At 44.1% G+C, this 12,966-nt stretch carries 16 protein-coding genes; 15 read left to right on the top strand and 1 reads right to left on the bottom strand.

The features are described 5' to 3' along the window. Nucleotides 1-44: 44 nt before the first annotated feature. Genes ACOQOA_RS05680 through tenA form a run of 8 tightly spaced genes read left to right on the top strand, consistent with a single transcriptional unit; the run spans nt 45 to nt 6,495 of the window. On the top strand, nt 45-782 hold the full coding sequence (locus ACOQOA_RS05680) for a hydroxyethylthiazole kinase (RefSeq protein ID WP_420547681.1): 738 nt from the start codon (nt 45-47) through the stop codon (nt 780-782). Then, nucleotides 775-1,440: a thiamine phosphate synthase gene (gene thiE / locus ACOQOA_RS05675; protein ID WP_420547680.1), complete on the top strand. Its 666-nt coding sequence runs from the start codon at nt 775-777 to the stop codon at nt 1,438-1,440. The genes ACOQOA_RS05680 and thiE overlap by 8 nt, the downstream gene beginning before the upstream one ends. Continuing rightward, nucleotides 1,437-2,255 carry a bifunctional hydroxymethylpyrimidine kinase/phosphomethylpyrimidine kinase gene (gene thiD / locus ACOQOA_RS05670; RefSeq protein WP_420547679.1) on the top strand — a complete coding sequence of 273 codons (819 nt, stop codon included), beginning with the start codon at nt 1,437-1,439 and terminating at the stop codon, nt 2,253-2,255. Before thiE ends, thiD begins: the two co-directional genes overlap by 4 nt. A gap of 24 nt (nt 2,256-2,279) precedes the next feature. Beyond that, a complete protein-coding gene (locus ACOQOA_RS05665) occupies nt 2,280-3,368 on the top strand; it encodes a TRAP transporter substrate-binding protein (RefSeq protein WP_420547678.1) in 1,089 nt (362 codons plus the stop codon). A gap of 13 nt (nt 3,369-3,381) precedes the next feature. Then, nucleotides 3,382-4,122: an ABC transporter ATP-binding protein gene (locus ACOQOA_RS05660; protein ID WP_420547677.1), complete on the top strand. Its 741-nt coding sequence runs from the start codon at nt 3,382-3,384 to the stop codon at nt 4,120-4,122. Further along, nucleotides 4,119-4,868: an ABC transporter permease gene (locus tag ACOQOA_RS05655; RefSeq protein WP_420547676.1), complete on the top strand. Its 750-nt coding sequence runs from the start codon at nt 4,119-4,121 to the stop codon at nt 4,866-4,868. The genes ACOQOA_RS05660 and ACOQOA_RS05655 overlap by 4 nt, the downstream gene beginning before the upstream one ends. A 10-nt stretch (nt 4,869-4,878) precedes the next feature. Further along, nucleotides 4,879-5,832, top strand: coding sequence for an ABC transporter substrate-binding protein (locus ACOQOA_RS05650; RefSeq protein WP_420547675.1), 954 nt, complete (start codon nt 4,879-4,881; stop codon nt 5,830-5,832). A 3-nt stretch (nt 5,833-5,835) separates the two neighbouring features. Beyond that, entirely contained in the window at nt 5,836-6,495 is a 660-nt protein-coding gene (gene tenA / locus ACOQOA_RS05645) for a thiaminase II (RefSeq protein WP_420547674.1), read from the top strand. 49 nt (nt 6,496-6,544) lie between these two features. Here tenA and ACOQOA_RS05640 read toward each other — a convergent pair whose 3' ends face one another. Beyond that, nucleotides 6,545-7,006 (bottom strand): nuclear transport factor 2 family protein, encoded by a 462-nt coding sequence (locus tag ACOQOA_RS05640; protein WP_420547673.1) that lies wholly within the window; start codon nt 7,004-7,006, stop codon nt 6,545-6,547. Nucleotides 7,007-7,133: 127 nt separating this feature from the next. Between ACOQOA_RS05640 and ACOQOA_RS05635 the strand changes: the two genes are divergently transcribed. From ACOQOA_RS05635 to ACOQOA_RS05605, 7 genes are all read left to right on the top strand, one after another. Further along, nucleotides 7,134-8,036 (top strand): LysR family transcriptional regulator, encoded by a 903-nt coding sequence (locus tag ACOQOA_RS05635; RefSeq protein WP_420547672.1) that lies wholly within the window; start codon nt 7,134-7,136, stop codon nt 8,034-8,036. A 91-nt stretch (nt 8,037-8,127) separates the two neighbouring features. Continuing rightward, nucleotides 8,128-8,775, top strand: a complete 648-nt coding sequence (gene ccmA, locus ACOQOA_RS05630) for a heme ABC exporter ATP-binding protein CcmA (RefSeq protein ID WP_420547671.1) — start codon at nt 8,128-8,130, stop codon at nt 8,773-8,775. Next, entirely contained in the window at nt 8,768-9,442 is a 675-nt protein-coding gene (ccmB, locus tag ACOQOA_RS05625; RefSeq protein WP_420547670.1) for a heme exporter protein CcmB, read from the top strand. The genes ccmA and ccmB overlap by 8 nt, the downstream gene beginning before the upstream one ends. A gap of 94 nt (nt 9,443-9,536) precedes the next feature. Continuing rightward, nucleotides 9,537-10,253 carry a heme ABC transporter permease gene (locus ACOQOA_RS05620; RefSeq protein WP_420547669.1) on the top strand — a complete coding sequence of 239 codons (717 nt, stop codon included), beginning with the start codon at nt 9,537-9,539 and terminating at the stop codon, nt 10,251-10,253. Next, nucleotides 10,253-10,477: a heme exporter protein CcmD gene (ccmD, locus tag ACOQOA_RS05615; protein ID WP_420547668.1), complete on the top strand. Its 225-nt coding sequence runs from the start codon at nt 10,253-10,255 to the stop codon at nt 10,475-10,477. Before ACOQOA_RS05620 ends, ccmD begins: the two co-directional genes overlap by 1 nt. A gap of 4 nt (nt 10,478-10,481) precedes the next feature. Continuing rightward, a complete protein-coding gene (gene ccmE, locus ACOQOA_RS05610) occupies nt 10,482-10,952 on the top strand; it encodes a cytochrome c maturation protein CcmE (RefSeq protein ID WP_420547667.1) in 471 nt (156 codons plus the stop codon). 3 nt (nt 10,953-10,955) lie between these two features. Beyond that, on the top strand, nt 10,956-12,956 hold the full coding sequence (locus ACOQOA_RS05605; RefSeq protein WP_420547666.1) for a heme lyase CcmF/NrfE family subunit: 2,001 nt from the start codon (nt 10,956-10,958) through the stop codon (nt 12,954-12,956). The last annotated feature ends 10 nt before the right edge of the window (nt 12,957-12,966 follow it).

Here is a 12,966-nt window from a genome sequence, read left to right as displayed (position 1 = left end):
TTTTATTCACACCGCCTGTCTTTCGATAATGGCGGAGCCTGAATTTGTTTGAAAAAGAACTGGAATATTTGCTGAGGCAAATCAAAGTAGAATCGCCGAAAGTGCATTGTCTGACCAATTCTGTGGTTCAGAATTTGACTGCGAATGCGTTGCTCGCGGTTGGGGCTACGCCAAGTATGACGATTGATCCGGATGAAGTGACTGATTTCACGTCGAGCGCGCATGCCTTATTAGTGAATTTAGGGACATTAGATGCCAATCGAAAGGAAGCCATTCTAAGGGCTGTCGAAACTGCGAATGAGCAAAATATCCCATGGATACTTGATCCTGTACTCATTAATCGTGCACCTAAACGTCTTGCATTTGCAAAAGAACTTCTGTCTTTCAAGCCAGCTTTGATACGTGCGAATTCACTAGAAATAGCCGCACTGAATATACCTGTCGATGAGTTGTTGGAAATGACAGATGCTGTTATCGCCATCACTGGGAAAGTCGATGAAGTTTTTGCCTTGGATCCAAATGGGGAAACGCTTTATGCGCCAATAACGGGAGGGCATGAAATGATGGCCCATGTGACCGGACTTGGTTGCGCCGGTACTGCAGTAATAGCAACCTATTTAGGGGTAAGTGACAATCGGTTCGAAGCTGTTTGTGCTGCATTGGAAATGATCGCTAAGGCTGGCGAATTTGCGGCTCTCCATTCTGCAGGCCCAGCTGGTTTCCAAACAATATTTATTGATCAACTTTACAGTTTTTATAAAAGAGGTTCTATCAATGGGTAAGAGCTTTGATCCACGTTTGTATTTGGTTATCGGACCAGAAAACTGTGTACATTATCCGATGTTGGAAGTCGTGAGACAGGCGTTGGAAGGCGGTATTACCCTTATACAATATCGTGACAAACATAGTGATACAGACACACAAGTTCAGAATGTTGTTTCATTGATGAACGTAGCGAAAGAGTTTCAGATTCCAGTTTTGGTAAATGATCGTCCCGATGTTGCAAAAAAGGCTAAAGCGGATGGAGTGCATCTAGGTCAAAGTGATGAAGCAATCCAGCAAGCACGTATGTTGTTGGGGGATAGCGCGATTGTTGGTCTAACCGTTAAAAATGAATCTCATATCAAAGCTGCACCAATTGAGTTGTTGGATTACTTGGGAATAGGTGGAGTATTTCCCACTGAAAGTAAAGTTAATCCTGACACCCCACTTGGTGTGAATGGGTTATTGGACATGCTCAAAGTTTCTAGGGCTAATGGCGATCTGCCAACTACTGCTATTGCAGGTATTGATGAGAGCAATTGTGAAGCGGTCGCTGCAACTGGTGTAAATGGATTAGCAGTGGTTTCTGCCATATGTGGGCAGGTTGACCCAATGAAAGCGACTCAACGGCTAAGACAAAAGATTGACCCGTTTTTCCAAAAAGGAATAGAAAAATGACAAATAAAACCGCAATCGCCTTAACCATTGCAGGGTCAGATAGTGGCGGTGGAGCTGGTATTCAGGCTGATTTGAAAGCCATGTCTGCTCTAGGTACTTATGGGGCTTCTGTTATCACTGCATTAACTGCGCAAAACACGACTGAGGTGCGAGCCATCTATGATGTACCCGCCGATTTCATCGCCTGTCAGATAGATACTGTTCTAGATGATTTGAAGGTAGATGCCATTAAAATTGGTATGCTGTCCCAAGTCGATGTTATCGAAGCCGTTGCTGATCGACTGAAGGTAAAAGCACCAAATATTCCTGTTGTTCTTGATCCTGTAATGGTGGCCAAAAGCGGAGATAAGTTACTGCAGGACAATGCAATAGAAGCGTTAAGAAGACATCTTGTGCCATTGGCAACATTAATGACCCCCAATTTACCGGAAGCAGGTGTTCTACTTGGGCAAGACGCCCCAATAGATCCGGAAAGTATGAAGAAATGCGGCTTAGCTTTGATGGCGCTGGGGGCTAGTGCTGTCTTGATGAAAGGCGGACATTTAACGGGGGAGGAATGTGTGGATTTGTTAATGCATTCCAACGGAGACGTTCAAGAACTTCATTCTAAACGTGTTCATACAGGTAACACCCATGGAACCGGCTGTACTTTATCAGCATCAATCGCTGCTTTATTAGCACAGGGATTGGACTTGAAAGATGCCGTATCCCAAGCACATCAATATCTCGCAAAAGCGATCCAATCGGCTGACCAGTTAACTGTTGGTCAGGGGCATGGGCCTGTTCATCATTTTCATCAATTTTGGTCTAAATAATAAATACTATAAAGAGATTTACACATGACAAATAAATTACCGACACGTCGTAATTTTTTAAAGACGCTTGCAACTGCTGCGCCAATAGCGGCAGCGTCTTCAATTTCGGTGCCTGCCATAGCATCTGAAAAGATTGAATGGAAAATGGTGACAAGCTGGCCCAAGAATTCCCCGGGAGTGGGAATTACAGCTCAACGTTTGGCGGACCGCATTACTAAAATGTCTGATGGTCGTTTAACGGTAAAACTTTATGCAGCAGGTGAATTGGTGCCTGGATTGGAAGTGTTTGATGCGGTAAGCGCAGGTACTGCTGAAATGGCACATACGGCGTCTCTTTTCTGGCAGGGAAAAACCAAAGCTGCTGTGTTTTTCACAACCATGCCATTTGGCTTAACTGCGCTGGAACATATGGCTTGGATTTATCATGGCGGTGGCCAAGCGTTATGGGATGAAACATATGCACAATTTGGCATCAAACCTTTCATGGCCGGCAATACAGGCATGCAAATGGGGGGATGGTTCAAAAAAGAAATCAATTCCCTTGATGATCTGGTTGGTGTGAAAGTTCGCGCTGTTGGGTTAGGTGGTGCTATCTTTAAAGAGTTAGGAGCAACACCAGTTTTCTTGCCGCCTTCAGATATCTTCCCGGGTTTACAAAGTGGGATTGTGGATGCGGTTGAGTTTTTAGGACCTTGGAGTGACCGTGGTTTTGGTTTCTATAAGGCTGCACCTTATTACTATTGGCCAACTTTCAATAAACCAAATGGTTCGGCAGAATGTTTGGTCAATCAAGAAGCACTTTCAAAACTACCCGGGGATTTACAGGCGATTGTAACAAGCGCTTGTGAAGCGGAAAACTCTTTCGCGCTAGCTGAATCTGATTGGGAAAATGCTATTGCCCTTCGGAACCTGACGGAAAAACATGGTGTTAAGTTACGTCAATTCCCGGAAGAGGTCATGATCAAAGCACGCGAAGCCAGCCAAAATATCACTGATGAATTTGCAGCCGGTGATCCTATGGCATCTAAAGTGATGGAGTCATATCGTAATGCACTGGCCAATGCCGATGATTGGGCAAAAGTTAGCCGTACGCCTTTTGGTTTAGCTCGTTAAAAACAGTAGCGAAATGACAACAGTAGCCCCAAATATTAGGTTAAGTAATTTTCGTTTGAGATATCAGAAAACGGAAATCTTGAACTTATCCTCTTTAACCTTGCAAGCAGGAAAGTGGTCTTGCTTGCTGGGGCAAAGTGGGGTGGGGAAAAGTAGTTTGCTACGTGTGATTGCCAGTCTTGACGATGACTGGCTGATTGAAGGCAAAGTGGAATTTGATACAGGTAATTCCGACGTGGCCTATATGGGGCAAAAAGCCTTCTTGATGCCGTGGTTATCTGTTTTGGAAAATGTCCAGCTGGGGAGTATTCTACGTGGCGATAAACGTGATGAGGAACGTGCACGCGATCTTTTGAGTAAAGTGGGTTTAGGTGATTATATAAAGCATAAACCAGCACAACTTTCAGGTGGCATGCAGCAGCGGGTCGTCTTGGCAAGAACTTTAATGGAAGACCGCGCCACAATCTTGATGGATGAACCTTTTTCTGCGCTGGATGCTGTTACACGTCATGAATTACAAGCCTTAACATATGACCTACTAAAAGGGCGGACCGTATTGCTTGTCACACATGACCCCTTAGAGGCTCTACGTCTTGGTGACGTGATTTATGTTTTAGAAGGCCGTCCGGCAAAACTTTTACCTGAAATGCGACTTGCAACAAATGCCCCGCGACAAGTTGGGGATCGGGAAGTGGACGAACTCTATCCTGACCTTATGGGAGTATTATCAAAAGCTGAAAGGGTTCAAACATGAATAAAGCCCTTCGTTTTGTTTTAATTCCAATCGGATTGTGCGTCATTTGGCAAGCTGTTGTAAGTTTTACATCAGTACCAAGTTATATTTTACCTGGGCCGATGAGGGTTCTCTTTGCATTGAAAGATAATGCTGAGCTTATTTTGGAACATAGCTTTATCACTTTCTTCGAAATCATAATGGGCATGCTTTTGGGAACGATACTGGGATGCCTCAGTGCTATGTTACTGATTTGGTTTAAGCCTTTGCGACATTGGCTCATGCCTGTTTTAGTCATTTCGCAAGCTATTCCAGTATTTGCGCTAGCACCAATTCTAGTGCTTTGGCTGGGATATGGTTTGGCATCAAAGGTCGCGATGGCTACCTTGATCATCTATTTCCCTGTAACATCTGCATTTTATGATGGGTTGCAGCAAACGGCCAAAGATTGGTTGGACATAGCGAAAGTAATGGGTGGCAAGAAAACCGCTATTTTACGTCATATTCAAATTCCGGCAGCTTTACCAAAACTGGCAACGGGTATGCGTGTTGCTGCGGCAGTAGCCCCGATTGGTGCCATTGTCGGGGAATGGGTCGGTTCCTCAAAAGGTCTTGGTTTTTTAATGCTTCATGCCAATGCACGCATGCAGGTGGATCTGATGTTTGCAGCGCTTCTCGTCATCGCCGTTTTTGCGGTTCTTTTCTATTACGTAATTGATAAATCTCTCGCCAGATTAACACGCTGGCATCATCCTCATAAGGTTTAAGGATAAAATAATGAAATTAAAACTTCGTGCTTTCCTCGCAGCAAGCTTTGCTGTTTTTCTATCTGGATCAGCGATGGCTGCAGATAAAGTAACCGTATTATTAGATTGGTTTGTAAACCCGGATCACGCAACTTTGGTCATCGCGAAAGAAGCCGGTTTCTTTGAAAAATATGGTTTGGATGTTGAGTTGATTGCACCATCAGATCCTTCGCTCCCTCCTAAGCTGGTTGCGGCAGGACAAGCTGATCTCGCTGTTTCTTACCAACCACAATTACATGTGCAAGTGGCGGAAGGTTTGCCGCTTGTTCGTATCGGTACGCTCGTAGCAACCCCGTTAAACTCCTTGGTTGTTTTGGAAGATAGCCCGATTAAATCTATTGCAGATTTGAAGGGGCGTAAGGTTGGTTTCTCAGTCGGTGGGTTTGAAGATACATTGCTTTCTGCAATGTTGGACCAACATGGATTGACGTTGAAAGATATTGAGTTGATCAATGTGAATTTTTCTTTGTCACCCTCTCTTTTCGCAGGACAAGTTGATGCGGTTATTGGTGCTTTTCGTAACTTTGAATTAAATCAGATGGATATTGAAAAGCGTCCGGGACGTGCTTTCTATGTGGAAGACGAAGGTGTACCTGCATATGACGAATTGATCTTGGTAGCTAAATCTGATCGCGTTGGTGAAGAGAAATTGGCGAAGTTCATGTTGGCGCTGCAGGATGCGACCAATTACATGCTGAACAATAACGCGAAATCGTTGGATATGTTCATTGCGACAGATAAAGCATTGGATAATGAATTAAATCGTCGTGCATGGGTTGATACAATGCCGCGTTTTGCCTTGCGTCCAGCTGCATTGGATCATGGTCGCTATACGCGCTTTGCTGAATTTATGATTGAAAATGGTATGATTAAAGAAACACCTGCTCTTGAAACATATGCTGTTGATATTTTTGCGGAGAAATAAATCATGGGATTGTTTCAACGCCTAAAAGAAAGCTGTCCTGATGACTGGGCAGCTTACACGCACCATGATTTTGTGGAACAGCTTGGTAAGGGCAGTTTACCAAAAGAATGCTTTCAACATTACTTGAAGCAGGATTACATCTTCCTGATCCACTTTGCCCGTTGTCATGCTTTGGCTGCTTATAAAAGTACCAAATTGTCTGATATTAAGCGGGCGCAAGAAGGTGTCTCTGCCATTGTCGATATGGAACTAGGGCTTCATCTAAAATATTGCGCTGAATGGGGCATTCATGAGGATGAATTGGATGATCTGGAAGAATCTACTGCGAATATGGCTTATACCCGTTATGTGATGGAATGTGGTATGTCCGGTGGTTTGTTGGAACTTTATGTGGCACTGGCACCTTGTGCGATTGGATATGCCGAAATTGGAAGACGATTGGCATCCGAACAATTAACGCCAAATAACAACCCCTATGCGGATTGGGTGGAAATGTATTCTGGTAAAGAATATTTAGCCGCAGTCGATGACATGATTACTTATTTAGATGAATTGGCTGGTGATCATTTATCTAAAGATCGTGAAGCAGAACTCGCAAAGATTTTCCGAAATGCTACTCGACTGGAAGTTGGCTTTTGGCAAATGGGATTAGATTTGTCCTAGAGTATAATCAAAGGCGCTAGAACATATATCTAGCGCCTTTATCATTTGTTTATTGCGTAACTTCGAAATGGTCTTCTCGTAAAAGGGCTGTGCCATCAGGTTGTAAAACCCAATGTTCATTGGTGATGATGCCTTTAGCGTTATTCATTTTCCATTGGGCTGCCACCTGTGCAGAAAGTAAGTCACGATCCACTTTTGTCACAGTGTTAAAATAGATAACATCGTCAAAGCCTTTCTCAACCAAGTTGGTCCAGAAAGCCTGAATTTCTTCGCGACCCCTGAAGGTTCCAAAAGGTTTCGCGACCATAACAGCATCTTCTTCATAAAGGGCAGCTGCCGCAGCTGCATCACCAGCATTGAAAGCGTCGCGCCATGCGCGACTTGCGGTTGCGACTGCTAGGCTTAACTCATATTCATTTGTAGCGCGGGCAGTAGCATCTTGTGCGGATGCAGGCGTAGCGATACTGAAAATCAATGTTGAAGCTAGTAAAGCGCTTGTGAATAATTTCATGATATTGCTCCATAAAGGCAAGAGTTACAGGTTTCATCTTTCTTTGCTGTTATATTTAGGCGCTTTAATTGTTTTGAAAAACAATGTAAAAATTAAAATACTATTAATATTTAGAGAACAATAAAACATGCTTTCTACATTACCTTTAACATTTGTGACCTTGGTTGAGGCAGGTAGTATCACAGGTGCAGCGGATGAATTGAGTATAGCTAAATCTGCGGTCAGCCAGAATTTGAAACGTCTGGAAGAACAATTGAATGTAAAATTGGCGGTGCGTACGACACGCCGTTTTTCGTTAACACCGGCGGGGGAACGTTACTATCAGAAGTGTAAAGAGATACTGGCTTTATCACAAATAGCAAAAACAGAGATGGAAGCTTTCGGGGCGACGCCATCTGGCCCACTGACGATTACTGCACCTCATGCCTTTATTACGCCAATTATTGTTCCCGCTATTTCACGGCTTTTAAAACTATATCCGGATTTAACACCAAATGTAATTGCAGATGATAAGCGATTAAACTTGGTGGCAGAAGGTATTGATCTATCAATTACTGTCGGAACATTACCGGATAGTGACCTGCGTGCGAGGCGTATCGGCGAATTATATGATGTTTTATATATCGCACCTAGCTTATTGGCGCATGCGCCGGACAAACGAACGCCTGAATTTATTGATTGGCTAAAATCTCTTCCCTATATCGCACATAGTCGGGAAACGCAGATTGTTGAACATCTTGTTAAACTTGGAGGAGATCAGGAAGAAGTAAGTTTAGAATTTAAACCGCGTTTACATGGGAATACGATTGAAACTGTTACGGCGTTTGCCAAGCAAGGTTTAGGAATTGCGTTGCTGCCGAATATTGGCGTATTAGACGATGTTAGGGCAGGGGACTTAGTCCCTTTACATGAAACTTCTAACTCCGATCCAACCCCTATCTATGCATTACATGCTTATGATAATTTACTGCCGAAATCTATTGATGAAACAATTGAAGCTATTCAAAAAGTCTTGAAAAGTAACTCATAATAAATTTGTTTTAGGTCAAATCTTTGCGTTTCTACCGTTTGAAATAGCTTTCTTTCTTGGCGAAATGGCAGGCTTGGTATAATCAATTCCTATGACAGTTTTTAAGGTGCATGATCTGGCGTGCCTTCGGGGGCATAGCCTTATTTTTTCGTCTCTCTCTTTTGAATTAAAAGCGGGAGAGGCGATGGTATTGCATGGCCCGAATGGGAGTGGAAAATCCAGCTTGCTTCGTGTGTTAGCAGGCCTTATTCCGGCTTTTTCCGGCGACGTGAATTTGGGTGAGGATTATACTGTCGAAGAAATGATGACATATATCGGTCATGCAAATCCTATCAAAGCGCCCCTCACAGTGCGAGAGAATCTTACATATTGGGCAGCACTATATGGGGCGGAAGAAAAAGTTCCTGTTGCAATGGAGGCAATGGATTTAACTGCTATTTCCGATTTACAGGGACGTGTGCTTTCAAGTGGACAGCGTCGTCGTTTAACTTTGGCTCGATTATTTTTAGAAGATAAACCCATTTGGTTACTTGATGAACCAACTGTTGGATTAGATATTGAAAGCTGCAAGCTACTTGAAAACAAAATTGCTCAACACCGCGCAGATGATGGGATTGTTTTGCTTTCTACACATGTTGGGATTGATGTGCCTGACGTAAAACAGCTTGATATGGCAGAGTTTTCTGAAACTCAGGCGATGCTTGCTAAACAAGCTGAGGCGGAGGGCTTAGATGTTTAAAGCTTTCCTCTCTCTGCTTAAGCGAGATCTGGTGATGGGCTTTCGTCAAAGTACGGATCTATATATGATTCTTGTCTTCTTTGTGATTGCTGCTGCATTATTCCCACTAGGTGTTGGACCGGACCCCGCCATTCTCGGCCGCATTGCTTCTGGTGTTGTTTGGGTGTTGGCGTTGCTTTCTATCCTACTGTCCTTGGATCGTATTTTTGCACATGACTACGAGGATGGGTCTTTGGAAGTTATGTTACTAGGACCACAACCTTTTATAATTTTAGCCTTGGCAAAAACACTGGCTCATTGGTTGAGTGCCACTTTACCTTTAGTCATTCTGGCACCTGTCATTGCTATCATGCTGAATATGGATATGTCAGGTATCCCCGCGTTAATGTATGGTTTGTTATTAGGAACGCCAACATTAAGTTTAATCGGTGCCGTTGGCGCCGCGCTTGCGCTTGGTGCACGTCGGGCGGGGCTGTTGATGGCATTACTGGTTTTGCCTTTATTTATCCCAGTTTTAATTTTTGGTGTGACTGTGATTGATGCGGCCTTGAATAGTTTTCCAATACGACCACATTTGTTAATTCTGGCAGCGCTGTTAGCAGGGGCAATCCCTCTAGCACCTTGGGCAGCCGCAGCAGCAGTAAGACAGGCAGTTACAAATAAATAATAAGAATGTTTCAAAAAACATGCGCTAGATCAAAAAGCGGTGAATCGATAGGATATGAATTGTCTATCCTTCAGGATTGAGTATAAGAAGAGCCATGCATAAATTCGCGAACCCTACAAAATTCATGAAAGTTGCAAATGCCTTGTTTCCGGTATTTTGCATTGGCTTTATCGGGCTGCTAACTGCAGGCCTGTATTACAGTCTGCTGAACTCACCTGAGGATTATCAGCAAGGCCATACTGTGCGCATTATGTATGTGCATGTACCTGCGGCCTATATGGCGGTCATGATTTATGGTGTGATGGCTTCTTGTGCGGCAAGTAGCTTGATATGGAAACATCCATTGGCAGATCTGATTGCACGATCCAGTGCACCAATTGGGGCCGCATTTACCTTCCTTTGTCTTGCAAGTGGTGCCTTTTGGGGCAAGCCAATGTGGGGCACATGGTGGGTATGGGATGCGCGTTTAACCAGCGTATTAATCATGTTTTTCCTATATATGGGATATATTGCGTTACTAAACGCCTTTGATGATCCTCAACGTGGTGTGAAACCTGCCGCTATTTTGGCTTTGGTTGGTGTGGTGAATTTACCAATTATCAAGTTTTCTGTGGATTGGTGGAATACCCTTCATCAACCAGCAAGTATTATCCGGTTGGATGGCCCAACTATTGATTCTGGTATGTTGACACCTCTCTTCATCATGATGGGTGCATTTACCTTATTTTACCTGATGTTATTGGTGATCCGTCTGCGCGCTGAATTTGCAGCAGCACGTATTCGTACCATCCGCATTTTAGGAGAAGGCTAATGAATGAAACAAGTTTGACTTCATTCCTTGATATGGGTGGATATGCTTCCTATATCTGGCCTGTCTATGGATTGGCTGCGGTGATGATGATTGGTTTGTTAATACAATCGATTGTTATCTGGCGCCAGAACGAGGCCGAACTCGCTTTGTTGAAATCCATGAAAAAGAATAAAAAGAAAGCAGCACAATCATCTGCTGCTAGTGAGAAGGAAGAAGAGGTTTAACCTCATGAGTATGTCCCGCGCACGTACCCGCAAACGGGCACGTATGACCGTTGTCTTTGCCGGTTTGGCAATGCTTGGTGTTTCTGTGGCTTTGGCCTTGTTAGCCTTTGAAGATAATATTGTTTTCTTCTATGGGCCGACAGAAATTGTTGAACAAGGTGTTGAGCCTGGCCAGAATTTTCGCTTAGGCGGTCTGGTTAAGGAGGACAGTGTTAGTTTAGCTAATGATGGCGTGACTAACCTGTTTATTGTGACAGACAATAATGCGGATGTTCAAGTTGCTTTCAAGGGGATATTGCCGGATTTGTTTCGTGAGGGGCAAGGCATTGTTGCGCTTGGTGCCTTGAATAGCGAAGGTCGATTTATTGCGAGCGAAGTTTTAGCCAAGCATGATGAGAACTATATGCCGCCCGAAGCTGTAGAAGCTATGAAACGTGCTGGTACATGGAAACATACGGAAGAGGACGGTAATTAAAATATGGTCGCAGAACTTGGTCATTTCGCGCTTATTCTTGCGCTTTTTGTCGCAACTCTTCAATCTATAGTGCCGTTATGGGGGGCTCAGACTGGGCGGGATTGGGCACGTGATCTAGCTGCTCCGACCGCAGTTGCACAATTCTTGTGTGTTGCCTTTGCGTTTGGTGCTTTGACTTTTGCCTATTTGATTAGTGATTTTTCTGTTCAGAATGTTGCGGAAAACTCTCACAGCTTAAAACCATTACTTTATAAAATCTCTGGTGTTTGGGGGAACCATGAAGGGTCTCTCTTACTATGGGTAAGTATTCTTGCATTATTTGGTTTTTTGGTGAGTGTTTTTGGACGTGATTTACCACCGGGCTTGAAATCACGTACTCTTTCAGTTCAAGCTATGATTAGCGTTGGTTTTTTGCTTTTCATGCTTTTTACCTCAAATCCTTTTTTACGCCTCTTTCCTGTCCCATTGGAAGGCAATGATCTGAACCCGTTGTTGCAAGACCCGGGATTAGCGATCCATCCACCATTCTTGTATTTAGGATATGTAGGCTGTTCGATTTCCTTTAGTTTTGCGGTTGCTGCGTTGATTGAAGGTAAAGTAGATGCGGCTTGGGCGCGCTGGGTACGTCCTTGGACATTGCTTGCTTGGATTTTCTTGACGGCCGGAATTGCTTTGGGAAGTTGGTGGGCTTATTACGAACTTGGCTGGGGCGGTTTCTGGTATTGGGACCCTGTTGAAAATGCCTCTTTTATGCCGTGGTTATCTGCAACAGCGTTGCTTCATTCTGCGATCGTTGTTGAAAAACGCGATACGTTGAAAAGCTGGACCATCTTGCTTGCGATTGTGACTTTCTCCTTAAGTCTGATTGGTACTTTCCTAGTTCGATCCGGGGTTTTGAATTCTGTTCACGCTTTTGCCAATGATCCTGAGCGTGGTGTATTTATCCTTTTGCTTCTAGTTGTGGCGATTGGTGGTAGTTTTGCTTTATATGCTTGGCGCGCCCCAGATATGAAAGGCGGAGGGATGTTCCGCCCCATTAGTCGTGAAGGTGCTTTGGTATTAAATAATTTGTTGTTAAGCGCAGCTGCGGCGACCGTATTCCTTGGTACGCTTTATCCATTATTCCTTGAAGTTGCAGGTGGAGATAAAGTGTCCGTTGGTCCGCCATATTTCAATGCGACCTTTGTGCCATTGATGATTCCTTTGTTGATTGCATTGGGGATTGGGCCTTTCTTAAGTTGGAAACGCGGTGATTTATTTGGTGTGATCCAACGTATGCGTTTTGTGTTCCTGATTACTGTGGCCGTAAGCGTTCTCGCTGGTGTGGCTGTATGGGGACGTGATGCTTATGCGTTGATTGGTCTGGCCGTTGCTACATGGCTGGCTTTGGCAACAATTGCGGAAATGATGAAACGTGCAGGTTGGCCAAAAGCAGGGCTATCTGGCACATGGCGTCGTTTATGGAAGTTGCCACGGGCCGCATGGGGCATGTCCATTGCCCATTTTGGTGTCGCCTTGATTGTGGCTGGTGCAACAGGTGCAAGCATGTTGACCTTGGAAGTTGTAAATAGCACGCGTCAGGGTGATGTGATTGAAATTGCAGATTACAAAATCACTTTCGAAGGGGTTCGTGAGGTACAAGGCCCAAACTATGCAGCGGTTCAAGGCGTCTATACAGCCCGCAAAGATGATAAAGCTATCTGGCAATTCTTTCCGGAAAAACGCAGATATTTTGCTACAGGTCGTGAAACGACAGAAGCTGCAATTGAAAGTAACCTTTGGTCAGATCTTTATGTGGTTATCAGTGGTGACGGTGCAAATGGTGCATATGTGACACGTGTTTATCATAAGCCTTTGGTACCTTGGTTATGGTTGGGATGTGCCTTGTTAATGGTGGGTGGATTTATGTCACTTAGTGATCGCCGTTTGCGTGTTGGTGCACCTAAACGAAGTCAGGCAAAAGAAAGTACAACATCTCCTTCGCAAACTCAGGCAGCAGAATAGGGTTTTTTAG

Source organism: Curvivirga sp. (genome assembly GCF_965219885.1).
Taxonomy (GTDB): domain Bacteria; phylum Pseudomonadota; class Alphaproteobacteria; order UBA8366; family Aestuariispiraceae; genus Curvivirga.
Note: the sequence above shows the minus strand (reverse complement) of the source record. Positions and strands in the feature narration are given on the sequence as shown.